Raw genomic sequence first — 26999 nt, 5'->3', positions numbered from 1 at the left:
ATCAGCGTTCGTCTGTTCTGCTTCCCGTGGCGTCGCCGGTCTCACCCGAGACTCGTCTCGGCAGAGTGACGCAGACCCGGAACTCGCCGCCGTCCAGGTCGGCGCCCACCGAGCCGCCGAGCTTGCGAGTGAGCAGACTCACGATCGTCAGCCCCAACCCCGTACCGAAGTCACGCTCGGAGTAGAACCGCTCGAAGACCCGCGTGACCTCCAGCCTGGAGGGATCGGCCACGTCGTTGGTCATGATCAGCCTCACGACATGGTCGTCGGCGTCGACGGACACCGTCAGGTGTCCCACGGCGTACTGCGCAGCGTTCCGCACGAGGTTCTCGACGATCCGGGTGACCTTCTGGCGATCCGATTCGATGAGAATCTGCTCCTTGTGCCGGTAGTCGACGCGAAGACCGCGGCTTTCCAGCGACTCGAGGGCCGCGACCAGGCATTCGCCCACGAGTGCCCCGAGATCGAAAAGGCCGCGGGTTGTCTGCGTATGGCTGTCGAGCAGATAGGCGTACTCGAACAGGCCGTCCACCTGCTCCGCGAGTTCGTTGGCATGCCGAGCGGCCACGGCCAGCTGCGCACGTTGCTCGGCGTCCAGATCGGTGGCAGCGAGCAGTCGCTGATAGCCGCGTATCGCCGTCAGCGGAGTACGCAGGTCATGCGAGATCTCCGCTATCAGCTCGCGGAAGCCGGCCTCGTGGCGTCTGGCGGCCAGCGCCGCGTCCTCGGCGTCGGCTATCGTCTCGTTGACCAGGGCTGCGAGCCGGTTGAGCGAAGGGCTGACCAGGTCGAGAGCCACCGGGGCGTGCGTGATCCCCTCGCGGCGACGCCCGAGCTGGGCAGTGATGGCCTCCACCTGGCGGAGCACCGCCACGAGGTATCCGGCCAGACCCACCAGCAGCAGGGCGAGTACGGCGATGATTCCGACCATGGCGGCCTCCTTCGGCCCGCGCTCACTTTATGTCGGCCCTCCGGAACACCAGCCATGCCACGACGGACATCGCTGCGATGAACACCACGCAGACGACCAGGGTCGCAGCGATGTCGCCACCGCTGGTCGTCACCGTCAGGGCCCGTTGCTCACCGAACGGCGTGAGATTCACCAGGTCACGGCCGAGATCGCTCCTGTTCGCCAGCGAGGCCAGGGCGTCGATCGCGAAGGCCCCGGTGAACCCGCCGGCCATGACGACCACGGGCTTGCGGGTGACGAAGGCCAGGGGTAGGCAGTAGGCGATGCGGGCCGCGTACACCAGGCCCGACAGCACGCCGATGAGGACGACCTTCACGACCGACCCGGCATTCACGTCGATGCCACCGGGATTGGCCGCCAGCTCGAGGGAGGTGATCGGCAGGAAGACGCTGAAGTCGCCCTGGCTGGCGAACGCGATCGCGGAACCGACGATGTAGGGGGTGAGCACGACGACGACGAGCAGGACGAAGCTGACCGTCTTGGCCGCCACGATGGTTCCCCTGCTGTTCATGAGCACGCGATCGTGGATGCTCCTGGTGCTGAAGTCGTCGGCCACCAGTATCCCGGCCGACAGGGTGCCGAGCAGGTTGACCACGATGACGTCGGACAGCCCCGAGACCGACCCCGCGATCGACAGGTCGTAGGTCCCGGCCGCGATGAGATGGGAGAAGACGAAGAATCCCGTCGCCATCGCGGTCGCGGCCAGCAAGGTCAGCCACAGGCCGCGTGCGCGTGCCAGGACGTACCAGTCGGCGCGAAGAAGATTGGTCATCGCGGACCTCCGATCACCGACAGGAAATAGCTCTCGAGGGTCTCGGTGTGAGGCGCCAGCGTCGTGGGGACGACGTCCCGGGCCACGAGCCCCCGGACGAGGGCCTCGCGATCATCACCCTGTGTGGCACGCGCGATACGCACGCTGCCGTCCGGCATGACCCGCATGCCCGTCGTCCCCATGGCCTCCAGGGCGGCGACGAGCCGGGCGGGTTCCGCAGCCTCGACGAGAAGGTACTGCTGACACCGGACGTCGAGTTCCTCAAGGCTCAAGGACTCGCACAGCCGGCCCCGGTCCACTATCAGATAGTCGGTCGCGGTCTGATACAGCTCGGGCAGGTTGTGGCTGGACACCAGCACCGTGGTCCCCCGCTCGTGGCTCAGCCGGCGGATGAGATCGCGCACCTCCACCACGCCGACAGGGTCGAGGCCGTTGATCGGCTCGTCGAGGACGAGCAGTTCGGGGTTGGCGATGAGGGCCACCGCGATGCCGAGCCGCTGTCGCATACCGAGCGAGAAGTCGCCCGCGCGTTTGCGGCCGGTGTCGTCCAGCCCGACGAGCCTCAGCAGTTCGGACTCCACGGACTCCGAGGGAATCCCGCGCAGGATCCGATGCAGATGCATGTTCTGCCGCGCCGTCATCCGCGGGTTCAGGCCAGGGCCCTCGATGAGACAGCCGAGCCTGCGCAGGTCTGCCTGTCTCATCGCCGACGACTCGTCGCCGAGCAACTCGATGCTGCCCTGGGTCGGTGTGACCAGACCGCACACCATGCGCATGAGGGTGGTCTTGCCCGCACCGTTGCGCCCGATGAGGCCGTAGACGCGGCCGCGCTCCAATGTCACCGAAAGGTCCTCGACCGCCGCGCGGTCACCGTAGCGTTTGGTGAGTCCGCGAGTGCGCAACACCACGTCGCTCATCGTCACTCCTCCCTGATCTGCCCACGACGTTAGGGACCAAGTGTGGACAAAACGTTGAGCACAGGTGGAGGAAGCGTCAATCCGCTCAGGTCGTCCGGGGGGACCGCGGCATCCGATACCCGAGCCCCCAGACGGTCTCGATGTAGGTGGTGCCGGGGTCGGCCGCCTTCAGTTTGCCGCGCAGGTGGCTCACGTGGGTCTTGATCGCGGAGTCGTCGCCGGGATAGGGCTCGTCCCACACCTCGGTGTGTATCGACGCCTTGGTGCGCACCCTGCCGGGCACGGACATGAGCGCCTCCAGGATGCGCATCTCGGTGACTGTGAGATCGATGTCCTGGTCGTCCACCGTCACCCGCATCGACTCCAGGTCGACGCTCAGGCGCCCATAGCTGAGGACGCGAGGTTGCGCCGGACGTGCACGGCGCATCACCGCTTCAAGACGGGCGGTCAGCTCGTCGAGATCGAAGGGCTTGGTGATGTAGTCGTCCGCGCCCAGCTTGAGCAGATCGACCTTCGTCCAGACGGCGTCCCTCGCCGACACGACGATGACAGGGGTCTGGCTCGATCGCCGCCACGCGGTGAGGAGCCCGGCACCGGAGGCATTGGGCAAGGTGATGTCCAGCAGCACGGCGTCGACGTCACCGGCGGCGAAACCCTCGAGGGCCCCGGGCCCGTCGAACGCCTGGCGCACGTCGTAGCCCTCGGCGCGAAGATGGCGGGCGAGCATCGCGTTCACATCGGCGTTGTCCTCCACCACGAGAACCACGCCCATGACCCAGCCCTCCGGTTCAGTGCCCGCAGGCCGCTATCGCCCTGTCGCGCAGGGCGACAACCATCTCGTCCGGATCATCGGCCCGGTACACCGCGGTTCCCGCGACGAACACGTCGGCGCCGGCGTCCGCGCAGCGCTCGACCGTCTCCAGCGACACGCCGCCGTCCACCTGGATCCAGATCTCCTGCCCGGTCGCCTTGACGAGTTCACGGGTGCGCCGGATCTTCGGCAGAACCAGGTCGAGGAACTTCTGGCCACCGAACCCGGGCTCGACGGTCATCAACAACACCATGTCGAGTTCGGTCAACATGTCGGCGTACGGCTCGATCGGAGTCGCCGGCTTCAGAGCCATGGAAGCGCGCGAGCCGAGCCGCCGAATCTCCCGGGCAGTGCGGATCGGCGCCCGGGCAGCCTCCACGTGGAACGTGACCGTGTGGACGCCGAGGTCGGCATACCGGGGCGCCCACGCGTCGGCGTCGTCGATCATGAGGTGGACGTCGATCGGCAGTTCGGTGTGCCTCTGGATCGCCTCGACGACTGGCAGGCCGAGCGTGAGATTGGGGACGAAGTGGTTGTCCATCACATCGACATGCAGCCCATCGGCGCTGGGGATCCGGGTGATCTCGCCCGCCAGGTCGGCGAGGTCCGCGTTCAGGATGCTGGGAGTGATTCGCATGGCCACCCCACGACTCTAGCGGGCGACCCTCCTTCTCCCCCGCCTGGCTCAGACTTCTCCGGCTCACACCCGCCGCAGGAGCGCGCAGAACATCGCGTCCGTGCCGTGCAGGTGCGGCCACAGTTGAATACACCGTTCGTCGAGGCGGCTCGCCGCGTCGGGTACCTCCGGCAGCAGCGCGGGAGCGTCCTCGATCTCGACGCCACTCGCCTGCCGGACGATGCCCACGGTCTCGTCCGGGTGCGGCGAACACGTGATGTACGCCACCAGGCCACCACGGGCGACCGAGGCGATCGCGGTGTCCAGTATCCTGCGCTGAAGCGCGGTGAGCTCCGCCAGGGACGCGGGATCGCGACGCCACCTGGACTCCGGGCGCCGCCGCAGTGCGCCCAGGCCGGTGCACGGCACGTCGGCCACGACCAGACCGAACGCCGAGGGACGCCACGCGGGAGCGGTCGCGTCGGCCACCAGCACCTGGTGGCCCGTCCTCGGGAAAGCACGCAACGCCTTGGCCACGAGCCCGGCCCGGTGGGGCTGTACCTCGGACGACACCAGCAGACCGGGTGCCAAGCCACGCAGGAGGGCCGACTTGCCGCCCGGGCCGGCGCACAGGTCGAGCCAGGGGCCATCCGGCGAGTTCGCCCTCGTCGCGGCCTCGATCACGAGTTGGCTGCCCTCGTCCTGCACCCCGGCACGTCCGTCGACCACCTCGGGCACCTCCGCCGGGTTCCCGGGGCGTGATGCGCCCCACGGCGACCACCGCGCCGGTACGCCCCCGGCACGCACCAGGTCGTCCACCCCGGCGAGCCCCGGACGCACGACCAGCATCGGAACCGGCGGCTCGTTGTCGGCCGCCAGCAGCCGTTCGAGTTCGTCGTCCCCGCTCACCAGGGCATCGGCGAAGGCATCGGCCACCCACGCCGGGTGCCCGTGCCGCAACGCCAGTACCTCGCGCGGCGCCAGCCCGTCGGAAAGCTCGTCGAACCATGCGCCGAGGTCGCGAGCGGCCAGCCTGCGGACGATCGCGTTGACCAGGCCGGTGACCCGCTCCCCCACGCACGCCCCGGCGAGGTCGACGCTCGACCCGACAGCCGCGTGATCGGGCACCCGCATGGCGAACAGCTGGTGGCAGGCCAAGCGGAGCACGTTGACGACCGCGGGCTGGAGTGTGGAGAGCTTTCGTCCCGCCGCCTGCTCGATCACCGCGTCGTAGCTGCCCTGCATGCGACAGGTGCCGCTGACCAGCTCGATCACGAATCCGGCGTCGCGTTTGTCGAGGCCCGCGGTGACCTCGCCCAGGACGAGGTTCGCGTAGCCCCCCTCCGCGGTGATCCGGCGCATGGCATCGAGGGCCACCCTGCGCGCCCGGTCGACGCGCCGGTCGCGTCCATGGCCGGCAGAACGCGCGGGACGGTTCCGGCCGGCGCCGCCGGCCCGCCGGTCAGGCATCGAACCGAAGCCGGTCGGGTTGGACGCCGTGAAGCCCACGTGCCCAGTCGGCACCCTGCATCTCCCTCTTGCCGGCCGCCTGCACCCGGACGAGTTCCAGGTCGCCCCCGCCCGTGCCCGCCCAGAGGTGGCGACGGTCGGCCCGGATCGCCCCCGGGAGCAGTGGCCCATCGGGAGCCTCGGCGGGCCGGGCGAGCAGCACCCGGAAGCGTCCCCGGTCGAAGAGCGTCCATGCGCCGGGGCTGGGGCTGGCCGCGCGCACCAGCCGGTCGATGTCGTCGGCGGACGACGACCAGTCGATGCGCACGTCGTCCGGGTTGATCTTGGGGGCCGGCGTGACACCCTCGACGGCCTGGGGCACGGGCTCGACGCCTCGTCCGACATCGGCCAGGGCATCCAGCAGGAGCGGTGCGCCGAGGCCGGCAAGGCGATCGAGCAACTCGCCGCTGGTCTCCGTCGGCTCGATCGGGGTCTCCAGCCGCCCGAAGACCGGGCCGGCATCCAGCGCCCTGACGATCCGGAAAGTCGTGGCGCCCGTGGTGGCGTCCCCGGCGAGGACGGCACGCTGCACCGGCGCCGCCCCACGCCAGCGTGGGAGCAACGAGAAGTGCAGGTTCACCCAGCCGCCCGGTACCAGGTCGAGCAGCCACTGGGGCAGCAGCATGCCGAAGGCGACCACCGCCGCCGCCTCGGGTGCGATCTCCTCGATCTCGGCGCGCAGCTCGTCGGCCCGATGCGGTTTGAGGACGCGCAGGCCGAGATCGCCGGCCAGGTTCGCGACCGGCGAGGGCGTGAGCTTCTTCCCCCGTCCGGCCGGCGCGTCGGGGCGCGTGATGACGGCGGCGACGTCGTGGCCGGCGTCCACGATGGCCTGCAGGCTCGGCAGGGCGACCTCGGGGGTGCCCGCGAACACGATCCTCATCGTCCATTCACCTTCCCGGCCGGGTTCTCGTCATCGTTCGGGCCGCTGTCTGCTCGCTCGCACCATCGGAGGCGCGGCAAGCGGTGTCGGCCGCTCGTTCAACATTAGTTGCTCGTCGCCGGGACGAGCCCCGGCAACGCTGGCTGAAGCGGTGAAGCCTGCGATCGTTTCGACAAGCTCAACGGGCGTTTCGACAAGCTCAACGGGCGCTTCGACAGGCTCAACGGGCGCTTCGACAAGCTCAACGAGCGCTTCGACAAGCTCAACGGGCGCTTCGACAGGCTCAACGAACGTCAGCGAACGGTCCTTGAGCCTGTCGAAAGGACCCCACCGCTCCTTGAGCCTGTCGAAAGGACCCCCACCGCTCCTTGAGCCTGTCAAGAGGCCACCACCACCAGACGCCCCGACCCGCTACAGCCTGACCGGATCCACCCGTACTCGCACGGCACCGTCGAGCTTGCGGGCCGACCGAACCGACACAGCGTTCTTGACGGCACGTACCAGTTCCGGGCCACGAGGCAGCGGCGCCCGGAGGGCGAGTCTCCACAGCGGCTCCTCCTGCCCCACCTTCGGAGGGTGCGGCAACTCGACCGGCCCGAGCCGGTCGGCGTCCGGCACATCGTCCATGAGGTCGACCAACTCGCCGAGCGCTCGCGCCGAACCCTCCACGGTGACGAATCTCACCGCGGGCGGGAACCCGGCCTCGCCCCGATCCTGCAGTTCCCGGTCGGCGTGCCCGGCGGGATCGAGCCGCACCAGAGCCTGCACCGCCCGCGCCTCGGCCGGTCCCACCACGCAGACCGTCCCGCCGGAGGCCCCCGGACGCACCAGGCTCACCGCATTGAGCCAGCGGCGCAGCGCCTCCTCGCCCGCCCGCAGGTCGGGACGGTCCAGCAGCCTGTCGGCGTCCAGCAGGACGGCTGCTGCGTATCCGTGACTCGCGGCCGGTTCGGCTCCAGGCGTCGCGACGACGAGTGCGGGCTGGTCACCCACACCGTCCAGCACACGATCACCCGAACTCTCCTGCACCCGGATCCCCGGGAACGCCCTGCCGAGTTCTTCCGAGGTTCGCTGCGACCCCACCACCGGGGCGCGCAACTCGGAGCCGCCGCACACGGGGCACCGCCAGTCGGCGATGATGCGACCGCACCAGGTGCAGTCGAGCTGACGCCCCGGCGTCGCCCGCCGCGCTGTGACCGGCCCATGGCAGACCGGGCATCGCACCGGCGTACGGCACGTTTGACAAGCCAGGACAGGCAGATAACCCGCGCGGGGAACCTGGACGAGCACCGGCCCCTGGGTCAGGCCCGTCCTGATGGTCTCGAACGCCGCGGCGGGGAGCCTGGCACTGCGCGCCAACGGATCGCGTTCCAGAGCGATGTCCGAATCACCGGCCACCCTGACCGCGGCGCTTCGGTGCCGGCGCTCGGCGGTCTGGAGACCGATGTCCCCGAGCCAGCCCCGGTTCACCCACGCCTGCACCTCTGCCGTCCGCCCGTGGTGGGCCAGCAGCAACGCGCTCGGTTCGCCGGTGACGCGGAGCGCCGCAACGTCACGGGCGTGCGGATAGGGTGCGTGCGGATCGGAGTGGAGGTCGTCGCCGTCGTCCCACAAGCACACCAGCCCCAGATCGACCATGGGTGCGTACACCGCGGGGCGGGTGCCGATCACCACACGCGCCTGGCCGCGACGGACGGCCAGATAGTTCCGATAGCGCGCAGCCGTGCCGAGTTCGGAGTGCAGTTCGGCGATCGCGCCGAGCCCGATCACGGCTGCCAACGCGTCCCGCATACGGGCGATGTCCCGCGCGTCGGGCACGACGATGATTACCCCGTGTCCCGACCGCAGCACCGCCACGGTCGCCTGCACGAGCCCGCGCGTCCAGTCGTCCACGCCGTCGTCATCGGCCCAGAACCGCGGCGTGACCTGCCATGCCCCGCGAACCGGTTCCCCTCGGGCAAGCCTGGCGAGGAACGCCTCGCCGCTCGGGTGCGCCAGCAGTCCGCCGCCCGGCATGCGCTCGACATCGGGACGCGGCCACTCCCGCTGATCGGCCGCCTCGGTGGCAGCGTGCCGCGGGGGCACCGCCAGCCGGACGACATCGGCGAACGTCCCCGCATAGTGATCGGCCACCGCGCGGACCAGCCGCACCTGGGCGTCGACGAGGACGGGCTCGGACGACGTCACCTTGCTGAGGGACGCGAGCCTTCCCTCGACCTCGGTCCGATCGGTCACCTGGACGATGAAACCGTCACGCTGCCGACCCGCGAAGCGCACGCGAACACGTACACCCGGCACGGCCTGGGCCGCCATGGCAGGCGGAATCGCGTAGTCGAAGAGGCGGTCCAGGTGCGGCAGCGGAATGTCCACCGCCACCCGCGCGATCGACGGCGCGCTCATCTCGGATTCCGGTGCGTCAACCCCGGACGCGCCGTGCCAGTTCGTCGGCCCGGTCGGTGAGCTCCCAGGTCATACCCGGCAGGTCGCGGCCGAAGTGGCCGTAGTTGGTGAAGGACGAATAGATCGGCCGCCGCAACTGCAATGCCTGGACGATGGCCGCCGGGCGCAGGTCGAAGACCTGTTGCACAGCCTCGGCGATGTCGTCGTCGGGTGCGGCACCGGTTCCGAACGTGTCGACGTACAGGCTGGTCGGACGCGCGGTGCCGATGGCATAGCTCACCTGCACCTCGCAACGCTTCGCGAGGCCGGAGGCGACGACGTTCTTGGCCACCCACCGTGTCGCGTACGAGCCTGAACGGTCGACCTTGCTCGCGTCCTTGCCACTGAAGGCCCCGCCGCCGTGGCGGGCCATGCCCCCATAGGTGTCGACGATGATCTTGCGTCCGGTCAGCCCGGCGTCCCCTGCGGGGCCACCGGTGACGAATCGTCCGGTCGGGTTGATCAGGATGCGCGGCTCACGTTCACCGAACCCGTACTCGGCGAGCACAGGGACGATGACCTTCGCCCGGAGGTCCGGTGCGAGGGTGCGCTCGACGTCCACCTCGGCACCGTGCTGGGCCGACACCACGACCGTGTCGACACCGACCGCCCGGTCTGCGTCGTCGTAGGCGATCGTGACCTGGGTCTTGCCGTCGGGGCGGAGGTAGTCCAGTTCGCCGCTGCGGCGCACCTGGGTCAGTCTCTCGGCCAGCCGATGGGCCATGCGGATCGGCAGCGGCATCAACTCGCGCGTCTCGTCGCACGCGTATCCGAACATGAGTCCCTGATCGCCGGCCCCCTGGCGGTCGAACTCGTCGACGGCCTCGCCGTGCCGCGACTCCCAGGAGCCGTCGACGCCCTGGGCGATGTCAGGCGACTGGTTGTTGAGCGTCACCATCACGCCACAGGAGGCGCCGTCGAGCCCCTTGCGCGCGGAATCGAATCCGATCTCCAGCAGCCTGTTACGGGTGAGGCTCTGGATGTCGACGTACGCCTGCGTGGTCGCCTCACCGGTCACCACGACCACACCGTTGGCGACCAGCGTCTCGACCGCGGTGCGGGACGCGGGATCCTCGGCGAGCATGGCGTCGAGGACGGCGTCCGAGATCGCGTCGGCGACCTTGTCGGGATGTCCCTCTGTCACCGACTCCGACGTGAACAGTCTGGCCACGGCGATCAGGCCGGGCCGAGATCGCCGAACGGGTCTGTCAGCGTGAAATCGGGATCACTGAATGCCTCGGCCCGGGCAGCGGCCTCGGCCTCCGGGTCGATCTCGGTGTACTGCAACAACCCGGCCTGCACCTCGCGGAGCGCGATCGACAGCGGCTTCTCCTGCGGCAGGGTCTCCACCAGGGGACCGACGCTCTCGAGCAGGCCCTCGCCCAGTTGCGCGTAGTAGGCGTTGATCTGCCGGGCGCGCTTGGCTGCGAACAGCACCAGACGGTACTTGGAGTCGACCTGCTCCAGCAGGTCGTCGACCGGCGGATTGGTGATGCCTTCAGGAATGTTGGTGCTCAAGGTTCGTTCCTCGTGGAGGTTGTCGGATCTGAGGCTCGCGGCGATAGGGCCACCGGCACACAGACAGGGAAAGTCATAGACCCATGAAGTCTACCAGTTTGGCCACCGTGTCCTCGACCGTGTCGTTGCGGATCACGACATCGAACTCCGACTCGGAGGCCAACTCCTGGCGTGCCGTCTCCAGCCGCCTGGTCATCTGCTCCTCGTTCTCCGTGCCACGACCATGAAGGCGCCGGACGAGTTCCTCCCAGCTCGGAGGTTCGATGAACACCTGTTGGGCACCCGGCAGGGTCGTACGCACCTGACGCGCACCCTGCAGGTCGATCTCGAGGATGGCAGGCCGACCGGCGGACAGGGCGTCCATCACCGGCCCGCGCGGCGTGGCGTAGCGGTACTGGTTGTGGACGAGCGCCCACTCCAGTAACTCACCGCCGGCCAGCATCCGATCGAACTCGGCGTCGTCCACGAAGTAGTAGTGCACACCGTCGACTTCACCCAGACGCGGGGGACGAGTCGTCGCCGATATCGAGACGAACACCTCCGGGTGCGCAGACTTCAGGGCGGAGACCACTGTGCCCTTGCCGACTGCAGTGGGCCCGGAGACGACGAACGCCCCAGCCCCGTCTGAATCGTTGCTCAGTGGAACTCCTCCTTGAGCCCCGCGACCTGATGGCGCCCGAGCCCACGGATGCGACGATTCGCTGCGATATCGTACTTGGCCATGATCTCGGCAGCCCGCTTCTCCCCGATCCGGGGGAGGGACTTCAGTAGATCGACGACCCTGATGTGGGCGAGCACGTCGTTCTTCTCGCACTCGTCCAAAGCGTCGGACAAGGACTTGGAACCGTCACGCACCGAGTTCTTGAGTGCGGCGCGCAACCTTCGCGCCTCAGTGGCAGCGGCACGAGCAGCTTGGAGCTGCTCGGGAGAAAGAGTCGGAATTGCCACGTTTCATATCTCCGTTTCGGTCATCTGTGAAATGCGCTCATCAGGAAGGCGCGACCCTGCCTGTGGGCACACTGCTGGACAATATAGGCTATTTAAGCGCCGGTCGGCACCCCTTTGAGCATGTCGAGCGCGGTGCGCAACGCGTTCGCGTCCGGGCCGGCCTTCATCACTTGTCGCGAAGCGCTGGGCAGTACGTGTTCGGCGGCTCTTCCGAACAGCCTACCCAGTTGGGCAACACTTCCACCCTGTGAACCTATCCCGGGTGCAAGGATCGATCCGGCGAAGCCGTCGAGGTCGAGATCGAGAGTTTCGAGCGTGGCACCGATCACCAACCCGACCGCATCCTGGCCGGACGCCTCGTTGGTCTCACGTGCCGCGTCGACGACCGCCTGGGCCACCGAGCGCCCCGATTCCTCGCGAGCCGACTGCAGCCCGGCGCCCTCGGGATTGCTCGTCCGGCACAGGACGTAGATCCCACGCCCGGTCTGATGGGCCAGTTCGATCGCAGGAGCCAGCGAACCGAACCCGAGGTAAGGGCTCACGGTGATGGCGTCGGCGGCCAGGACGGCGTCGTCGGACAGATACGCCCGGGCGTAGGCCGACATCGTCGAGCCGATGTCACCCCGTTTCACGTCGAGGAGACTCAGGGCCCCGGCCTGGGCGATGTCGCCCAGCACCCGTCCCAGGGCGGCCATACCCGCCGGCCCGTGGCATTCGAAGAACGCGGCCTGCGGCTTGAACACCGGCACCTCGGGGCCGAGAACATCCACCAGTGTTCGGGCGACTCGTTCGACCCCATCCGCGTCGAAGTCGTATCCCCAGGCCCTCACGAGGTTCTCGTGCGGGTCCACGCCCACACAGATCCGCCCTCGTCCGGCGACCAACTCTGCAAGCCTGCGGCGGTACGGGAGGCTCATGCGCGGGCCCGATCGGGATGCGTCAGGGTGTTGATGCCGCGAATGAGCGCCGGCCCGCTGTAGATGAAGCCGGTGTACAGCTGGACGAGAACCGCTCCCGCGTCGAAGAACGCCTGGGCGTCCGCCGGCGACATGATTCCGCCCGTTCCCATGATGGGAAGATCCGTGCGTTTCGCGATCTCGGTCACCGTGCGCAGTGCCTTTCGTGTGAGGGGCGCCCCGGACAGTCCACCCGCCTGGGTCGACAGATGGAGCTCGGAGGGATGCAGGAACTGGCGCCCTATCGTCGTGTTCGCCGCGACGAAACCGGAGATGCCCGTCGTCTCACAGACCTCGATGATCGCGTCCAGCTCGCCTTCCGACAGGTCGGGTGCGACCTTGACGAAGACCGGGATCGGACGGTCGGGATCGAGCTCGCGCGTCGTCTCCACCAGGGCCCCGGTCAGACTGCCCAGAGCCTCGCGCTTCTGCAGGCTGCGCAGCCCGGCCGTGTTGGGGCTGGAGACGTTGATGGCGATGTAGTCGGCATACGGTGCGATCGTCCGCAACGAGAACAGGTAGTCGTCCACCGCCTCGGCCAGCGGGGTGACCCGCGTCTTCCCGATCGAGACGCCCACCGGGTAACCCAGCGTCTCGTTGCCCCGCCGCACTCCCCATTGGTCGAGCCGCGCGGCCAGGGCTTCGACACCGGCGTTGTTGAAGCCCATGCGGTTGATGATGGCGTGGCTGTGCGGAAGCCGGAACAGCCTCGGCTGCCGGTTGCCGGGCTGGGCACGAGCGGTCACTGTGCCCAACTCTGCGAAGGCGAACCCGACGGCGCCCCACGCCCTGGCGGCAACGCCGTCCTTGTCGAGCCCGGCCGCCACGCCCACGCGGCCCGGGAAGTCGATGCCGGCGACGCGCACCGGGTTGCATCGCTCCCCCATCACCAGGGGAATCCTGTCCAGCAGGGACTCGGGCAGGTTGCCCATCATCCCCAGCGTCCGTTGGTGGATCTCCTCGGGGTCGCCATTGGCCGACGTGAACAGCACCGGGCGCACGAACGCGCGATACCCCACCAGCATCAGCCGGACGATCAGTTCATCGCTGGTGACCACATTCCGCGCCACGTACGCCGCAGTCATCGAATTCGGGATCCCTTCGCTGCCCTTCGCCGAGCGTCGTCACTCGGCGCCTCCTTATTCTGCCGTCCCCCGGGGCCCTATCCACCTAAAAACCGGGACCTTTGTCAAACGGGAATACGTGCAGTATCCCACCCGGCACGCCGATCATTCTTGCAGAGAAGCCTGGATGTCGGTGGCCCACTCCTGCAATGCCTTGACGGACACGTTGCCCCGCTGCACAGCCTCGATCCCCTGCACCGCGGCCTCCAGCCCCTGCACAGTGGTGATGGACGGAACCTCGTGCAGCACCGCCGCCGTTCGGATCTCGTACCCATCCGCACGAGGCGACCCACCCGTGGTCTCCCCACTAGGGGTGTTGAAGATCAGATCAACCTCGCCGTCGGTAATCAGATCGACGATGGTCGGCTCGCCCGCCGGTCCGCGCCCCTCCGAGTACTTGCGCACCGCGGTGGCCGCCACCCCGTGCAGGCTGAGCATCGACGCCGTGCCACGAGTCGCGAGGATGGTGAAGCCCAGATCGACCAGCCGCTTGATCGGGAAGATCACATTGCGCTTGTCGCGGTTGGCCACCGACACGAACACCGTGCCCGACGTGGGCAGGCTGCCGTACGCCGCCACCTGCGACTTCGCGAACGACATGCCGAACGAGTCGGACAAGCCCATCACCTCGCCGGTCGACCGCATCTCGGGGCCGAGCAGGGAATCGACCGACAGACCTTCCATCGTCCGGAACCGGTTGAAGGGCATGATCGCCTCCTTGATGGCGATCGGCATGCCATGCCAGGTCGTCGCGCCGTCCCCGCTCGGGCGGAGCAGCCCGGTCTCGCGCAACGAGGCTATCGTCCCGCCCATCATGATGAGGGTCGCGGCCTTCGCCAGCTGGGTGTCGGTGGCCTTGCTGACGAACGGGACCGTCCGGGACGCGCGGGGGTTCGCCTCGAGCACGTACAACGTGTCGCCGGCCAGGGCGAACTGGATGTTGATGAGCCCCTGCACCCCGACCCCGCGAGCGATCTTCTCGGTCGAGAAACGGATGCGGTCGATGACCTCGGCCCCGAGCGTCGAGGGCGGCAGCGAGCATGCGGAGTCGCCGGAGTGGATACCGGCTTCCTCGATGTGCTCCATCACGCCGCCGAGGTAGCACTCGGTGCCGTCGAACAGCGCGTCCACGTCGATCTCGATGGCGTCGTCGAGGAAGCGGTCGACCAGCACGGGCATGTCCGGGCTGATCAGCGTGGAGTTCTCGATGTAGGTCCGCAGCGCTCCGTCGTTGTAGACGATCTCCATGCCGCGTCCGCCCAGCACATAGCTCGGACGAACGAGCACCGGATAGCCGATGTCCTCGGCGATCGTCCGTGCGTGCTCGAAGCTCTCGGCCATGCCGTGCTTGGGGGACGGCAGCTGCGCCTCGGTGAGCACGCGCCCGAAGGCACCGCGTTCCTCGGCGAGGTCGATGGCTGCCGGGCTCGTCCCCACGATCCGCACCCCCGCCTCCTCCAGCGGACGCGCGAGCTTGAGCGGGGTCTGGCCGCCCAACTGGACGATCACGCCGGCGATGTCACCGGCCTGCGACTCGGCGTGGTGGATCTCCAGCACGTCCTCCAACGTCAGCGGCTCGAAGTAGAGCCGGTCGGAGGTGTCGTAGTCGGTGGAGACCGTCTCGGGATTGCAGTTGACCATGATCGACTCGTAGCCGTGCTGCGACAACACCATCGCGGCGTGGACGCACGAGTAGTCGAACTCGATGCCCTGCCCGATGCGGTTGGGCCCGCTGCCGAGGATCATGACCGCCGGGCGGTCACGGGGCACGACCTCGGTCTCCTCGTCGTAGGTCGAGTACAGGTAGGGCGTCTGGGCGGCGAACTCGGCCGCGCAGGTGTCCACCGTCTTGTAGACGGGACGCACCCCCAGCAGCCACCGCAGCTCCCGCACGACGTCGGCCGTCGTGTGCCGCAGGTCGGCGATCTGGTGATCGGACAGGCCGTGCGACTTGGCCTCGTGCAGCAGGTCGAAGTCGAGGTGCTCGGCGTCGCGGACGCGTCCGGCGACCTCGTTGATCAGCGCCAGCTGGTCGCAGAACCAGGGATCGACGCGGCTGGCCCGGCTCACGTCCTCGACGCTGGCACCCGCGCGGAACGCCTGCATCATGATCTGGATCCGGCCGTCGCGCGGTTGGTCGAGGCGGGCGAGCAGATCGTCCAGCTCGCCGGGATCGCGCGCGAAGTCGAACGGCGCCTGCGGGTTCTCCAGCGAGCGCAGCGCCTTGCCGAGTGCCTCGGTGAAGTCGCGCCCGATCGCCATCGCCTCGCCCACCGACTTCATGTGGGTGGTGAGGTTCGCGTCCGCGCTGGGGAACTTCTCGAAGGCGAACCGCGGCACCTTCACCACGACGTAGTCGAGCGTCGGCTCGAAGGACGCGGGGGTCTCGCGGGTGATGTCGTTGGGGATCTCGTCCAGGGTGTACCCGACGGCGACCTTCGCGGCGATCTTCGCGATCGGGAATCCGGTGGCCTTCGACGCCAGTGCACTCGACCGCGACACGCGGGGGTTCATCTCGATGACGATCATCCGGCCGTCGTCGGGATTGATCGCGAACTGGATGTTGCAGCCCCCGGTGTCGACCCCGACCGCGCGGATGATGGCGATGCCGACGTCGCGCATGTGCTGGTACTCGCGGTCGGTGAGCGTCATGGCCGGTGCCACGGTGATCGAGTCGCCGGTGTGGACGCCCATCGGGTCGAAGTTCTCGATCGAGCAGACGATCACCACGTTGTCGGAGCGATCGCGCATGACTTCGAGCTCGAACTCCTTCCAGCCGAGCACCGACTCCTCGACGAGCACCTCGGTCACCGGGCTGTACTCCAGGCCGATGCGTCCCAGGCGATCGAGCTCGTCCGGGTCGTGTGCGAAACCGGAGCCGACCCCACCCATGGTGTAGCTCGGGCGCAGCACCACCGGCAGTCCGAGTTCCCCGGCGGCGGCGTGGATCTCCTCGATCGTGTGGCAGATCACGCTGCGGGCGACCTGCGCCCGGCCGCCCTCGAACTCGGGCAGTCCCTCGATGACCTCCTTGAACGCCTCGCGGTTCTCACCCCGCTGGATCGCATCGATGCTCGCCCCGATCAGCTCGACGCCGTACTTGTCGAGCACGCCCCGCTCGTGCAGTGCGACCGCGGTGTTCAGCGCGGTCTGTCCGCCGAGGGTAGCCAGCAACGCGTCCGGGCGCTCCTTGGCGATGATCCGCTCGAGGAAGTCCGGGGTGATCGGCTCGAGGTAGGTGGCGTCCGCGAACTCGGGATCGGTCATGATCGTGGCCGGGTTCGAGTTCACCAGGACGACCCGGTAGCCCTCGTCCCTCAGGACGCGACAGGCCTGAGTGCCCGAGTAGTCGAACTCGGCCGCCTGGCCGATGACGATCGGACCCGACCCGATGACCAGGATCGACGAGATATCTGTGCGCCTGGGCATCAGCGGCTCCCCTCGTTGCGGCGGGCGTCCAGCAGCCCCGCGAAGCGATCGAACAGGTACTCCGCGTCGTGCGGCCCGGCAGCAGCCTCCGGGTGGTACTGGACGCTGAAGGCCACCACACGTCCGTCGCGGGACAGCTCGATGCCCTCGACAACGTCGTCGTTCAGGCACACGTGGCTCACCTCGGCGCTGCCGAACTCGGTCGCCACCTGTTGGTCCAGCGGCATGTCGACGGCGAAGCCGTGATTGTGAGCCGTGATGTCTATGCGGTTCGTCGCCCGGTCGAGCACCGGCTGGTTGATGCCACGGTGACCGTACTTCAGCTTGTAGGTGCCGAACCCCAGAGCGCGTCCGAGGATCTGGTTGCCCAGGCAGATCCCGAAGAACGGGATGTCGTCCTCCAGCGTGCCGCGCGCCACTGCGACGGCGTGATCGAGCGTGCCCGGGTCACCGGGGCCGTTGCTGAAGAACACCCCGTCCGGGCCGACCGCCCGGATGTCGTCCATCGACGCCGAGGCAGGCAGCACGTGCACCTCGATGCCACGCTCGGCCAGTTCGCGCGGGCTGTTGGACTTGATGCCGAGGTCGATCGCGGCGACCGTGTGGCGCTTCTCGCCCTTCGCCTCCACCACGTACGGATGGGGGGTCGACACCGCGTCCACCAGGTTGGCGCCCTCCATGGTGGGCTGCTGCAGCACACGGCTCAGGAGCGCCTCGGGATCGTCGGTGATCGAGCTGATACCGACCCTCATCGCCCCCTGCTCGCGCAGGTGGCGCGTGAGTGCCCGGGTGTCGATGGCGCTGATGCCCACGATTCCCTGAGCCACGAGTTCGTCGTCCAGGCTGCGAGTGGCCCGCCAGTTGCTCGGCCGGCGCGCCGGATCGCGCACGACGTAGCCGGCCACCCAGATGCGGGACGACTCGTCGTCCTCGTCGTTCCACCCCGTGTTGCCGATGTGCGGCGCCGTCGCCACGACGACCTGCCGGTAGTAGCTGGGGTCGGTCAGCGTCTCCTGATAGCCCGACATCCCGGTGGCGAACACCGCCTCGCCGAAGGTCTCGCCTATCGCGCCGTACGCGCGTCCCCGAAACGTGCGGCCGTCCTCGAGGACGAGGATGGCCCGGCGGGCTCCCTGTACGTCACGAGGCGTGTCGGTCATTCGGACTCCTTTTCCGGGCCGGTGTCGGCGGCCCGCCCTGGGACGGTGGACGCGACGGCGGTGGGACGGGACTGCGCGACGCGGCCGAGCAGCCCGTTGAGGAACGGAACCGACTCCTCGGTCGACAGCTCGTCGGCGAGTTCGAGCGCCTCACTGATCGCGGCACGCGAGTCGATGTCGGTGTGGTCGAGCTCGTAGACAGCGATGCGGGCGAGATTCCGGTCGATGCGCGGCATCCGCTCGATCGGCCAGTCGGACGCGCTCGCCCCGCTGATCCGCGCATCGATGTCGGTGCCGTGCATGCGCACGCCACGCACCAGCTCCCTGGTGAACTCGCGCACCTCGAAACCGCTCGCGCCCAGCCTGTCCTCCAGGGAATCCAGAGGGTCGCGTTGCAGGAGGTCCGCCTCGAACAGCACGTCGAGCGCCGCCTTGCGCGCCTTCGTCCGCGCGGAATGGTGGCGGTCGGCCATGTCGACCGACTCGACCTTGACGGCTCCGGGAACAGGGGGATGCTCCCCCGCGGCCAGCGGGAGAATCCGCTCCTTGTCGGGGTGCGACCCACCGGGGCCGACCCCCTGTGCCGGGGCCATCAGTTGTTGACGCGGCCGAGGTAGTCGCCGGACTCGGTGCTGACCTTGACCTTCTCACCCGTGGTGATGAACAGCGGCACCTGGATCTGCTTGCCGGTCTCGAGCGTGGCGGGCTTCGTCCCGCCCGTGGAGCGATCACCCTGCAGACCGGGCTCGGTGTAGGTGATCTCGAGCTCGACGCTGGCGGGGAGGTCGACGTACAGCGGGCTGCCCTCGTTGGTGGCCACCGTGATCGTCATGCCCTCCAGCATGTAGTCCTTCGCATCGCCGATGACGTCCTCGGGAATCACCAGCTGATCGTAGGTGGTCGTGTCCATGACCACGTAGCCCGTGCCGTCCTGGTAGAGGTACTGCATGTCGCTGCGGTCGACCTGTGCCATGTCGATCTTGGTGTCCGCGGGGAACGTGCGGTCGATCACCTTGCCGTTGACCACGTTCTTGATCTTCGTGCGCACGACCGTGTTGCCCTTGCCAGGCTTGTGATGCTGGAACCACAGCACCTGCCAGAGTTGACCGTCGAGGTCGAGGACCGTGCCGTTCTTGATGTCGTTGGTGGTAGCCACGCGTTGCCTTTCGATTCCGGGCGTCCAAGGGGCCGGCAGGACCGGCCGGAGCACAGGGCAGTGAACCCGCAATCGCCCATTCTAGCTGGACGCCTTGCCCGGCGCCCAATCAACCAATTCGACGACGCGGCGGCGGTGAGTTTCCCCTTCACCCCCTGGTCGGGTCGTCCTCCGATGCTTCAGTCGCGGCCGAGCTCGGCGTAGCACTCGGCGAGAACCCGCTCGCTGGGCGCGGCGATGATCTCGGGGTCGCCCAGATTGCGCAACCCGACAAAACGCAGGGACGAGCCCCGGGCCTTCTTGTCGCGTCCCATCAACGTGCGCAGTTCCTCCCAGGGAGCCGCCCGGTAGCCGGTCGGCAGGCCGAGCACCTCCAGCAGCTCGCGATGGGTCGCCACGGCATCGTCGGAAAGTCCCAGAAGACGGCGTGACAGGTGTGCCGCGAACATCATCCCCAGCGCCACCGCCTCACCGTGCCGGAGCTCGAAATGCTCCCATGCCTCGATCGCGTGGCCCAACGTGTGCCCGTAGTTGAGCAGCTCGCGTCCCAACCGGCCTCCCACGGGGGTCGTGGTCTCGCGCAGGTCGCCGGCGACCACATCGGCCTTGAACTGCACCCCTCGGCGGATGAGCTCGGCCAGACGGGCGCTCGTGACGTCCCTGGATCCCTCGGGGCTCTCCCGGATGAGATCGAGAATCCGGCCGTCACGCACGAACCCGGCCTTGACCACCTCGGCCAGGCCCGAGGACACCTCCCGGTCGGGCAACGTGCGCAACAGGTCGAGATCGGCGATCACGCCTTGCGGTTCGTGGAAGGCCCCCACCAGGTTCTTGCCCTCGGGCAGGTCGATGCCGGTCTTGCCGCCGACCGCCGCGTCCACCATGGCCAGGACGGTGGTCGGGACCGTGATGAAGTCGACGCCGCGCAGCCAGGACGCCGCGACGAAGCCCGCGAGATCGGTGGTCGCCCCGCCCCCGATCCCGATGATGAGGTCCGACCTGGTGAACCCCGCGTCAGCCAGTGCCCGCCAGCAGTCGGTGAGGATGGCGGGCGTCTTGGCCAGTTCGCCGTCGGGCACTCCGATGTTGAGCACGGGCGCGTTGCCACGTCCCACCAGCCGCCCGAGCTCGACGGCCGCCTCTTCGAGACGCGTGCTGGCGATGACCGCGATGCGGCTGCGGGAACCGGCCAACTCCGGGAGCTTCTCCCGGGCGCCGTAGTCGATCTCGACGGAGTAGGGATGATCGGTGGGGACGCGTACCGTGCTCATTCGGATTCTCTCCTGGTGATGATGTCGGCCAGGGCGACTGCGACCTCGGAGGGGGTCAGGCCGTCGGTGTCGAACGTGGTGGTGGCCACCTCCGCGTAGAGGGGCTCGCGCTGGGTGGCGAGCGCCAGCCACTTGCCGGCGACGTCGCCCACCAGAAGAGGACGCATCGTGGACTCCCCGGCCCGCGAGACCGCTTCGTCCACACCCACCCTCAGCCACACGACATGATGGGGACGAAGGCTCTCCCGAAGCTGGTCGTTGGTGACCGCTCCCCCGCCCAGCGCCACGACGCCCGGGCACGCGATGGCCTCCAGCGTGGTCTCCAGTTCTCGACGCCGGAAGCCCGCCTCCCCCTCCGCGGCGAAGATCCGCCGGATCGAGCGGCCCGCGTGGGCCTCGATGCGTTCGTCCACGTCGGTGAACGGCACACCCAGGTGCCGTGCCAGCAGCACCCCGACCGTCGACTTGCCCACCGCCGGTGCTCCGACGAGGACGATCGTCCGCGCCGGGTGCGGTGCCACCGCCGATGTCCCTGCCACCGACGCGCTAGACATGGACGGACAGCCCCCGCTCCGCCACCTGCCGCAGGTAGCCCTGGTAGTTGCGCCGGGACTCACCGACGGAGTCTCCGCCGAACTTCTCCAGGCATGCCTCCGCCAGGACGAGGGCGACCATGGCTTCGGCGACGACACCCGCGGCCGGAACCGCACACACGTCGGAACGCTGGTGATGGGCGTGCGTGGGCTCGCCGGTCAGCGTGTCGATCGTGCGCAGGGCCCGCGGCACGGTGGCGATCGGCTTCATCGCCGCGCGGACGCGGAGCACCTCCCCGGTGCTGATGCCGCCCTCGGTGCCGCCCGAACGCTGGGTGAGGCGCTCGATGCCCGAGCCCCCCGGCTGGATCTCGTCGTGCGCACGGCTGCCGCGCACCCGGGCGAGCTCGAACCCGTCGCCCAGTTCCACGCCCTTGATCGCCTGTATCCCCATCAGCGCACCGGCCAGCCGCGCGTCGAGCCTGCGATCTCCCTGGGTGTGCGACCCGAGGCCGGGCGGGCAGCCCCACGCCACCACCTCCACCACGCCGCCGAGCGTGTCACCCTCGACGTGACACGCCTCGATCTCGGCCTGCATGGCCGCGCTCGCGCGCGGATCGAGGCAACGCACCGGGTCGGCGTCGATCTGGGGCAGGTCGACCATGCGCGGGAAAGCGGCCAGGTCGGCCTTGATGCCGCCGATCTCCACCACGTGACTCAGCACCGTGATGCCGTACGCCTGGGCCAGGAAGTTCTGGGCGACGCGTCCGATGGCCACCCGGGCCGCGGTCTCCCGCGCGCTGGCGCGCTCCAGCACCGGCCGGGCCTCGTCGAAGTCGTACTTCTGCATGCCCGCGAGGTCGGCGTGACCGGGACGGGGGCGCGTCAGCGGGGCGTTGCGGGCGAGCCCCGCCAGCACGTCGGCGGGCACCGGATCGGGTGCCATCACCTGTTCCCACTTCGGCCATTCCGTGTTGCCGATCATGATCGTGATCGGCGATCCCAGCGTCTGCCCGTGGCGTATGCCCGACAGCAGGGTCACCTCGTCCGCCTCGAACTGCATGCGGGCCCCCCGGCCCGCACCGAGGCGACGGCGCGCCAGGGCAGCGGAGACATCCTGAGAGGTGAGGGCCACGTGCGAGGGAATCCCCTCGATCGTGGCCACCACCGCGCGTCCGTGGGATTCGCCGGCAGTCAGGTAGCGGAGCATGTCTTCCAGTATCCCAGATCGAGCCGCGACCGGGCCCCGTGTTCGGCTGCCACCCCGGGTGCGGGCAGCGCACCCCGCATCGTCGTCACCCGCAGCGGTCGGAGTTGGCCTGGCACCAAGCCTGGAACTCCGCGACGTTCGCATCGTGACCGGCGTCGTCCGAGGCGAACTTGGTCTCACCGGTATCGGGGTTGACGGCCACGAAGTACAGGTAGGAGCCCTGCGTCGGGTTGAGCGCCGAGATCAGCGCGTTCTTGCCGGGGTTGGAGATCGCCCCCGGCGGCAGGCCCGCGTACACGTAGGTGTTGTAGGGCGAGTCGAGAGCGCGCTCCTCGTCGGTCGTCGTGATCGTGCCCGACGAGTTGTTGGCGTAGATGACGGTCGAGTCGAGTTGCAACGCCATCCCCATCCGCAGCCGGTTGTAGAGAACCTGCGCGATATCGGGGCCGTAGGCGGGATCGGTCGTCTCCTTCTCGATGATGCTCGCGACGACGACCGCCTGGTAGGTCGTGATGCCCAGTGCCGCGGCCTTCTGCTCCAGCTGGACCTCCTCGGCGACGTCCGCGAACTCGGCGGTCATCTGCGACAGCACCTCGACCGCGGTCGGATCGGAGTCGAACGCATAGGTGTCGGGGAACAGGAAGCCCTCGGCGTTGCCGTTCGCGTAGCTGGGCAGGCCGATCTGGCCCGGATCGGCCAGCGCCGCCTCCAGATCGGCTTGCGCGATGCCGGTGACCTCGCTGATCTCGGCGACCACCAGCGTGTTGCGCAACCCCTCGGGGATGGTCACCTGGTTGCGCACCATCGTGTTCGGATCGAGCATCGCCGCTACGGCGTCGGACGCGCTCATCTTCGTCATGAGTTGGTAGGTGCCCGGCTGGATTCCGGCCGACGCCGTGTTCTCCTGAGCGGCCTGGACGAAAGCCCTTGAGGACGCGACGACGTCGCTCGCCACGAGGATGTCGCCCATCTGCGAGATGCTCGCCCCCTGCGGGATCTCGATCGTGACGTCCTGCTCGCCCGGCCCTGGGTAGTCGGCGACCGTGGTGAAGCTGATGTAGCCGTCGAGCAGCTTGGTGTAGACGACGTACCCGCCGCCCACGAGGATGCCCAGCGACAGGCCCACCGCCAGAAGGCTCTTCAGCGCGCGGCTCCAGCGGCGCCTGGGCACATCGGGTTCCTCGTAGTACTCCTCCTCCGGCTCGTCATCGAGCTCATCGAGGTACTCGTCGTCGTCCTCGTACCCCGTCTCCTGCTCGTACGCCACTTCCTGGTCGGGGTCGGCATCGGAATAGGAGTCGTCGTCGGCAAGGTACGGCCCGCCGTAGGAGTCGTCCGTGCGGGCATCGTCGCTCGTGTACGGACGGGCGTCCGAATAGGGGTCGTCGTCCGGGCGGACGACGGGGTGATACTGGGTGTCCTCCATCGCATCGTCCACGGGATCGTCGACCGCCTCGTACCCCGACCAGTACGGGCCCGCCGGCGCGTCCTGGGCGTATCGGTGCCCGGACACGGACCTGCCGTCGCGACGTGGGGACGCGTCGTAGTCGAAGCCCTCGGGCTCGCCCTCATCGAGGAAACGGCTCATGGCTCAGCTCCCCACCTTCCCCAGTCCAGGTCGTGCCCGCCGGTCTTCCCGTGAGACGCTCGAACTCCAGCGCCTGTTCGAGGATGTCGACGGCCGCGGCCTGGTCGATGATGTTACGCCGTTGTCTGCTGGTCCGGCCGCCCGCAGCGAGCTTGCGCGCTGCAGCAGCCGTGCTCATCCTCTCATCCACGACCCGCAATGGCACGGGCAGCCTGCCGACCAGGTCATCGGCCACCCGGCCCATCGCCTGCGCCGCGGGGCCCAGGCGTCCCCGCAGGTCGACCGGCATGCCCAGCAGCACCTCGAACGGCTCGTACTCGGCGACGATCCGGTCGAGCCTGTCCAGCACACCGGCATCGTTGGGCACCGTCTCCACAGGGTGGGCGAGCAACCCGTCGGGATCGCAGGCGGCCACACCCACCCGCGCCCGGCCCCAGTCGATCGCCAATCTCACCCCTCGACGGAACTCACCCAATGGTCTCCTCCACACAACGCAGCACGGCGGCGAGCGCACGATCGACGGCTCCCCGGTCGGTGCCGCCGCCCTGGGCCAGATCGTCCTTGCCGCCACCCTTGCCGCCGAGTTCCACGGCGGCCGCGCGTACCAGCTCACCGGCACGGATCCCCCGGTCGCGGGCCGACTGGCTCGTGGCGACGACCACCGAGGGCTTCTGCGCGGACGAGACGAGCACGACCACCGCGGGCTTCGACCCGAACCGGTCGCGGGCCTGCGTGGCCAGCGTCCGCAGGTCGCCCCCGTCGACCCCGTCGAGGACGCGGGAGGCCACGGCCACCCCGGAGACGTCGCGCGCCGTGGTCACAAGATCGGACAGGGACGCGGTCAGCTGGTCGATCCGCATCTCGGCGATCGTCTTCTGCGCCGCCTTCAGCTCGGAGACCATCGCGGCAACGCGATCGGGCAACTGCTCCGGCTGCACCTTGAGCACATCGACAAGCTGGTTGACCAGCGCCCGCTCGGCGGCCATGTGCTCGAACGCGTCGGTGCTCACCAAGGCCTCGACACGCCGGGTGCCCGAGCCGACCGACTGCTCGCCCAGCAGCGACAGCATGCCGATCTGGCTGGAGTGGCGCACATGGGTGCCGCCGCACAGCTCACGGCTCCACGGTCCGCCCATCTCGATCACGCGGACGACGGGCGGGTACTTCTCGCCGAACATCGCCATGGCCCCCAGGGCCTTGGCCTCCTCCAGCTTCATGTGCTGCTCGGTGACCGCCAGGTCGTCGCGGATCGCGGCGTTGCAGCGCTCCTCGATCTCGAGGCGCAGTTCGGGGCTGAGGCCCTTCTGGGACGAGTAGTCGAACCGCAGGTAACCGGGCTTGTTGTAGGAGCCCGCCTGTGTCGCGCTGGGCCCGACCAGTTCGCGCAGCGCCGCGTGGATCACGTGGGTGGCCGAGTGCGCCTGGCAGCTGCCGCGCCGGGCGAACGCGTCCACACTGGCGTTCACCTCGTCGCCGAGCGCCAGTTCACCCGTGAGTTCCACCTTGTGGACGACCAGCCCGGGCACGGGGCGCTGCACGTCGAGGACGTTCAACTCGCCCGCCGGGGTACGCAGGATCCCCGAATCCGAGTCCTGGCCGCCGGACTCCGCGTAGAACGGGGTCTCCGCGAGGACGACCTCGACCACCGAGCCGGGCCCCGCCGACCGGACGGACTCCCCGTCCAGCACGATGCCGCGCACGCGGGTGGTGACGTCGAGGTCGGTGTAGCCGAGGAACGGCGTCTCGCCGTCGGCCCGCAGCACCTGGTAGGCCTCGGTGCTGACCATCCCGCCCTTCTTGGCCCGGGCGTCAGCCTTGGCGCGCTGGCGCTGCTCGGTCATCAACTCGCGGAAGCGCTCCTGGTCGACCGTCAGCCCCTGCTCGGCCGCCATCTCAAGAGTGAGGTCGATCGGGAAGCCGTAGGTGTCGTGCAGCTGGAATGCCTTGTCGCCGGGCAGAACCGACGACTTGTGCTCCCGGGTGTCGGCCACCGCGAGATCGAACAGCGCCGTGCCGGAGCTGAGCGTCCTGGTGAACGTCTGCTCCTCCGCGTCGGCGATCTCGGCGATGCGCGTCCACTGCTCGTCGATCTCGGGGTACGACACGCGCATCACCTGGCGGCTGACGTCGAGCAGTTCGTTGAGGATCGGATCCTGATGGCCGAGCAGTCGCATCGACCTGATCGAGCGGCGCAGGAGGCGCCGCAGCACGTAACCCCGCGCCTCGTTGCCGGGCGCCACGCCGTCGGTCATCAGCATGAGCGAACTGCGGATGTGATCCCCGATCACCCGCAGCCGCACGTCGTCGTCCTTGTGGGCGCCGTATCGTTTGCCCGACACCTCCGCCGCCCGTGCGATGACGGGGAACACCTCGTCGGTCTCGTACATGTTGTCGACGCCCTGCATGAGGAACGCGATGCGCTCCAGGCCCGCGCCGGTGTCGATGTTGGGCTTGGCGAGTGGCCCCGCGACGTCGAAGTCGTCCTTGGCCCGTACGTTCGACAAGATCTCGGTCTCGAAGACGAGGTTCCAGATCTCGAGGAAGCGGTCCTCGTCGGCGTTGGGGCCACCGTCCGGCCCGTACGCCGGACCACGATCGATGTAGATCTCGGAACAGGGCCCACCGGGGCCGGGGATGCCCATGTGCCAGTAGTTGTCCTTCAGCCCACGCGGCTGGATGCGATCGTCGGGCACTCCGACCGAGCGCCAGATCTGGCGGGCCTGCTCGTCACCGTCCGGATAGTCGGGGTGTAGTCCCGGCCCCAGAACGGTCACCCAGACGTCCGCGGGGGCGAAGCCGAATCCACCGGAGGCCTGGTCGGTGGTCACCAACTCCCACGCCCACTCGATGGCTTCCTTCTTGAAGTAGTCCCCGAAGCTGAAGTTCCCCAGCATCTGGAAGAAGGTGCCGTGCCGTGTGGTCTTGCCCACGTCCTCGATGTCGAGGGTGCGGACGCACTTCTGCAGGCTGGTCGCGCGACGCCACGGGCTCGGCTCGGCGCCGGTGAAGTACGGCTTGAAGGGAACCATACCCGCATTGACGAACAGCAGCGTGGGGTCGTTGTAGAGCAGCGAGGCGCTCGGCACCACGGCGTGCTCACGGGCAGCGAAGTAGTCCAGGAACCGGCGTCCGATCTCGGCGGCTTTCATTGTCCATCCCTCACTTGCTGGTGCTCGCGGCCAGGTGGTC

General features: G+C 68.7%; 25 protein-coding genes. All 25 read right to left on the bottom strand.

Annotated features, from left to right (window positions below; all coding sequences use genetic code 11):
- Position 1 precedes the first annotated feature (1 nt).
- A complete protein-coding gene (locus FB473_RS06080) occupies positions 2–931 on the bottom strand; it encodes a sensor histidine kinase (protein WP_167165609.1) in 930 nt (309 codons plus the stop codon).
- A 22-nt stretch (positions 932–953) separates the two neighbouring features.
- On the bottom strand, positions 954–1742 hold the full coding sequence (locus FB473_RS06075; protein ID WP_167165607.1) for an ABC transporter: 789 nt from the start codon (positions 1740–1742) through the stop codon (positions 954–956).
- Positions 1739–2659: an ABC transporter ATP-binding protein gene (locus FB473_RS06070; RefSeq protein ID WP_167165605.1), complete on the bottom strand. Its 921-nt coding sequence runs from the start codon at positions 2657–2659 to the stop codon at positions 1739–1741. Before FB473_RS06070 ends, FB473_RS06075 begins: the two co-directional genes overlap by 4 nt.
- 85 nt (positions 2660–2744) lie before the next feature.
- Positions 2745–3431 carry a response regulator transcription factor gene (locus tag FB473_RS06065; protein WP_167165603.1) on the bottom strand — a complete coding sequence of 229 codons (687 nt, stop codon included), beginning with the start codon at positions 3429–3431 and terminating at the stop codon, positions 2745–2747.
- 16 nt (positions 3432–3447) lie between these two features.
- Complete coding sequence (gene rpe, locus FB473_RS06060) at positions 3448–4107, bottom strand: ribulose-phosphate 3-epimerase (RefSeq protein WP_167169189.1); 660 nt, start codon at positions 4105–4107, stop codon at positions 3448–3450.
- A 63-nt stretch (positions 4108–4170) separates the two neighbouring features.
- Positions 4171–5556, bottom strand: a complete 1386-nt coding sequence (locus FB473_RS06055) for an RsmB/NOP family class I SAM-dependent RNA methyltransferase (protein ID WP_167169185.1) — start codon at positions 5554–5556, stop codon at positions 4171–4173.
- Entirely contained in the window at positions 5549–6478 is a 930-nt protein-coding gene (gene fmt, locus FB473_RS06050; protein ID WP_167165601.1) for a methionyl-tRNA formyltransferase, read from the bottom strand. Before fmt ends, FB473_RS06055 begins: the two co-directional genes overlap by 8 nt.
- 30 nt (positions 6479–6508) lie before the next feature.
- Entirely contained in the window at positions 6509–6859 is a 351-nt protein-coding gene (locus tag FB473_RS06045; protein ID WP_167165599.1) for a hypothetical protein, read from the bottom strand.
- Positions 6860–6889: 30 nt separating this feature from the next.
- On the bottom strand, positions 6890–8878 hold the full coding sequence (locus FB473_RS06040) for a primosomal protein N' (protein WP_167165597.1): 1989 nt from the start codon (positions 8876–8878) through the stop codon (positions 6890–6892).
- Positions 8879–8894: 16 nt separating this feature from the next.
- Positions 8895–10088 (bottom strand): methionine adenosyltransferase, encoded by a 1194-nt coding sequence (metK, locus tag FB473_RS06035; RefSeq protein ID WP_376837195.1) that lies wholly within the window; start codon positions 10086–10088, stop codon positions 8895–8897.
- Between the two features lie 5 nt (positions 10089–10093).
- Positions 10094–10435: a DNA-directed RNA polymerase subunit omega gene (gene rpoZ / locus FB473_RS06030; protein ID WP_167165595.1), complete on the bottom strand. Its 342-nt coding sequence runs from the start codon at positions 10433–10435 to the stop codon at positions 10094–10096.
- A 73-nt stretch (positions 10436–10508) separates the two neighbouring features.
- A complete protein-coding gene (gene gmk / locus FB473_RS06025) occupies positions 10509–11075 on the bottom strand; it encodes a guanylate kinase (RefSeq protein WP_167169182.1) in 567 nt (188 codons plus the stop codon).
- The gene (mihF, locus tag FB473_RS06020; protein WP_167165592.1) at positions 11072–11383 is read right to left on the bottom strand and encodes an integration host factor, actinobacterial type; all 312 of its coding nucleotides are present in this window, start codon (positions 11381–11383) and stop codon (positions 11072–11074) included. Before mihF ends, gmk begins: the two co-directional genes overlap by 4 nt.
- Positions 11384–11475: 92 nt before the next feature.
- Positions 11476–12300, bottom strand: a complete 825-nt coding sequence (gene pyrF, locus FB473_RS06015) for an orotidine-5'-phosphate decarboxylase (RefSeq protein WP_167165590.1) — start codon at positions 12298–12300, stop codon at positions 11476–11478.
- Entirely contained in the window at positions 12297–13424 is a 1128-nt protein-coding gene (locus FB473_RS06010; protein ID WP_167165588.1) for a quinone-dependent dihydroorotate dehydrogenase, read from the bottom strand. Before FB473_RS06010 ends, pyrF begins: the two co-directional genes overlap by 4 nt.
- Positions 13425–13568: 144 nt before the next feature.
- On the bottom strand, positions 13569–16892 hold the full coding sequence (gene carB / locus FB473_RS06005; protein ID WP_167165586.1) for a carbamoyl-phosphate synthase large subunit: 3324 nt from the start codon (positions 16890–16892) through the stop codon (positions 13569–13571).
- A complete protein-coding gene (carA, locus tag FB473_RS06000; RefSeq protein WP_167165584.1) occupies positions 16892–18052 on the bottom strand; it encodes a glutamine-hydrolyzing carbamoyl-phosphate synthase small subunit in 1161 nt (386 codons plus the stop codon). The genes carB and carA overlap by 1 nt, the downstream gene beginning before the upstream one ends.
- The gene (gene nusB / locus FB473_RS05995; RefSeq protein WP_167165582.1) at positions 18049–18645 is read right to left on the bottom strand and encodes a transcription antitermination factor NusB; all 597 of its coding nucleotides are present in this window, start codon (positions 18643–18645) and stop codon (positions 18049–18051) included. Before nusB ends, carA begins: the two co-directional genes overlap by 4 nt.
- A complete protein-coding gene (gene efp, locus FB473_RS05990; protein WP_167165581.1) occupies positions 18645–19208 on the bottom strand; it encodes an elongation factor P in 564 nt (187 codons plus the stop codon). The genes nusB and efp overlap by 1 nt, the downstream gene beginning before the upstream one ends.
- A gap of 179 nt (positions 19209–19387) precedes the next feature.
- On the bottom strand, positions 19388–20479 hold the full coding sequence (gene aroB, locus FB473_RS05985; RefSeq protein WP_167165579.1) for a 3-dehydroquinate synthase: 1092 nt from the start codon (positions 20477–20479) through the stop codon (positions 19388–19390).
- Positions 20476–21000: a shikimate kinase gene (locus tag FB473_RS05980; protein WP_341770048.1), complete on the bottom strand. Its 525-nt coding sequence runs from the start codon at positions 20998–21000 to the stop codon at positions 20476–20478. The genes aroB and FB473_RS05980 overlap by 4 nt, the downstream gene beginning before the upstream one ends.
- 25 nt (positions 21001–21025) lie before the next feature.
- Positions 21026–22222, bottom strand: coding sequence for a chorismate synthase (gene aroC, locus FB473_RS05975; RefSeq protein ID WP_167165575.1), 1197 nt, complete (start codon positions 22220–22222; stop codon positions 21026–21028).
- 85 nt (positions 22223–22307) lie between these two features.
- On the bottom strand, positions 22308–23810 hold the full coding sequence (gene mltG, locus FB473_RS05970; RefSeq protein ID WP_243863487.1) for an endolytic transglycosylase MltG: 1503 nt from the start codon (positions 23808–23810) through the stop codon (positions 22308–22310).
- Positions 23791–24264 (bottom strand): Holliday junction resolvase RuvX, encoded by a 474-nt coding sequence (gene ruvX, locus FB473_RS05965; protein ID WP_341770047.1) that lies wholly within the window; start codon positions 24262–24264, stop codon positions 23791–23793. Before ruvX ends, mltG begins: the two co-directional genes overlap by 20 nt.
- 13 nt (positions 24265–24277) lie before the next feature.
- Entirely contained in the window at positions 24278–26959 is a 2682-nt protein-coding gene (alaS, locus tag FB473_RS05960) for an alanine--tRNA ligase (RefSeq protein WP_167165571.1), read from the bottom strand.
- Positions 26960–26999: the final 40 nt, after the last annotated feature.

This window comes from Brooklawnia cerclae (assembly GCF_011758645.1).
GTDB classification, from domain to species: Bacteria; Actinomycetota; Actinomycetes; order Propionibacteriales; family Propionibacteriaceae; genus Brooklawnia; species Brooklawnia cerclae.
This window is presented reverse-complemented; position numbering and strand designations above follow the sequence as displayed.

Coding starts and splice junctions, on each gene's coding strand:
- FB473_RS06080 (WP_167165609.1), bottom strand. CDS start 931: ATGGTCGGAATCATCGCCGTACTCGCCCTGCTGCTGGTGGGTCTGGCC.
- FB473_RS06075 (WP_167165607.1), bottom strand. CDS start 1,742: ATGACCAATCTTCTTCGCGCCGACTGGTACGTCCTGGCACGCGCACGC.
- FB473_RS06070 (WP_167165605.1), bottom strand. CDS start 2,659: ATGAGCGACGTGGTGTTGCGCACTCGCGGACTCACCAAACGCTACGGT.
- FB473_RS06065 (WP_167165603.1), bottom strand. CDS start 3,431: ATGGGCGTGGTTCTCGTGGTGGAGGACAACGCCGATGTGAACGCGATG.
- rpe (WP_167169189.1), bottom strand. CDS start 4,107: ATGCGAATCACTCCCAGCATCCTGAACGCGGACCTCGCCGACCTGGCG.
- FB473_RS06055 (WP_167169185.1), bottom strand. CDS start 5,556: ATGCCTGACCGGCGGGCCGGCGGCGCCGGCCGGAACCGTCCCGCGCGT.
- fmt (WP_167165601.1), bottom strand. CDS start 6,478: ATGAGGATCGTGTTCGCGGGCACCCCCGAGGTCGCCCTGCCGAGCCTG.
- FB473_RS06040 (WP_167165597.1), bottom strand. CDS start 8,878: ATGAGCGCGCCGTCGATCGCGCGGGTGGCGGTGGACATTCCGCTGCCG.
- pyrF (WP_167165590.1), bottom strand. CDS start 12,300: ATGAGCCTCCCGTACCGCCGCAGGCTTGCAGAGTTGGTCGCCGGACGA.
- FB473_RS06010 (WP_167165588.1), bottom strand. CDS start 13,424: ATGACTGCGGCGTACGTGGCGCGGAATGTGGTCACCAGCGATGAACTG.
- carB (WP_167165586.1), bottom strand. CDS start 16,892: ATGCCCAGGCGCACAGATATCTCGTCGATCCTGGTCATCGGGTCGGGT.
- carA (WP_167165584.1), bottom strand. CDS start 18,052: ATGACCGACACGCCTCGTGACGTACAGGGAGCCCGCCGGGCCATCCTC.
- nusB (WP_167165582.1), bottom strand. CDS start 18,645: ATGGCCCCGGCACAGGGGGTCGGCCCCGGTGGGTCGCACCCCGACAAG.
- aroB (WP_167165579.1), bottom strand. CDS start 20,479: ATGAGCACGGTACGCGTCCCCACCGATCATCCCTACTCCGTCGAGATC.
- aroC (WP_167165575.1), bottom strand. CDS start 22,222: ATGCTCCGCTACCTGACTGCCGGCGAATCCCACGGACGCGCGGTGGTG.
- mltG (WP_243863487.1), bottom strand. CDS start 23,810: ATGAGCCGTTTCCTCGATGAGGGCGAGCCCGAGGGCTTCGACTACGAC.
- alaS (WP_167165571.1), bottom strand. CDS start 26,959: ATGAAAGCCGCCGAGATCGGACGCCGGTTCCTGGACTACTTCGCTGCC.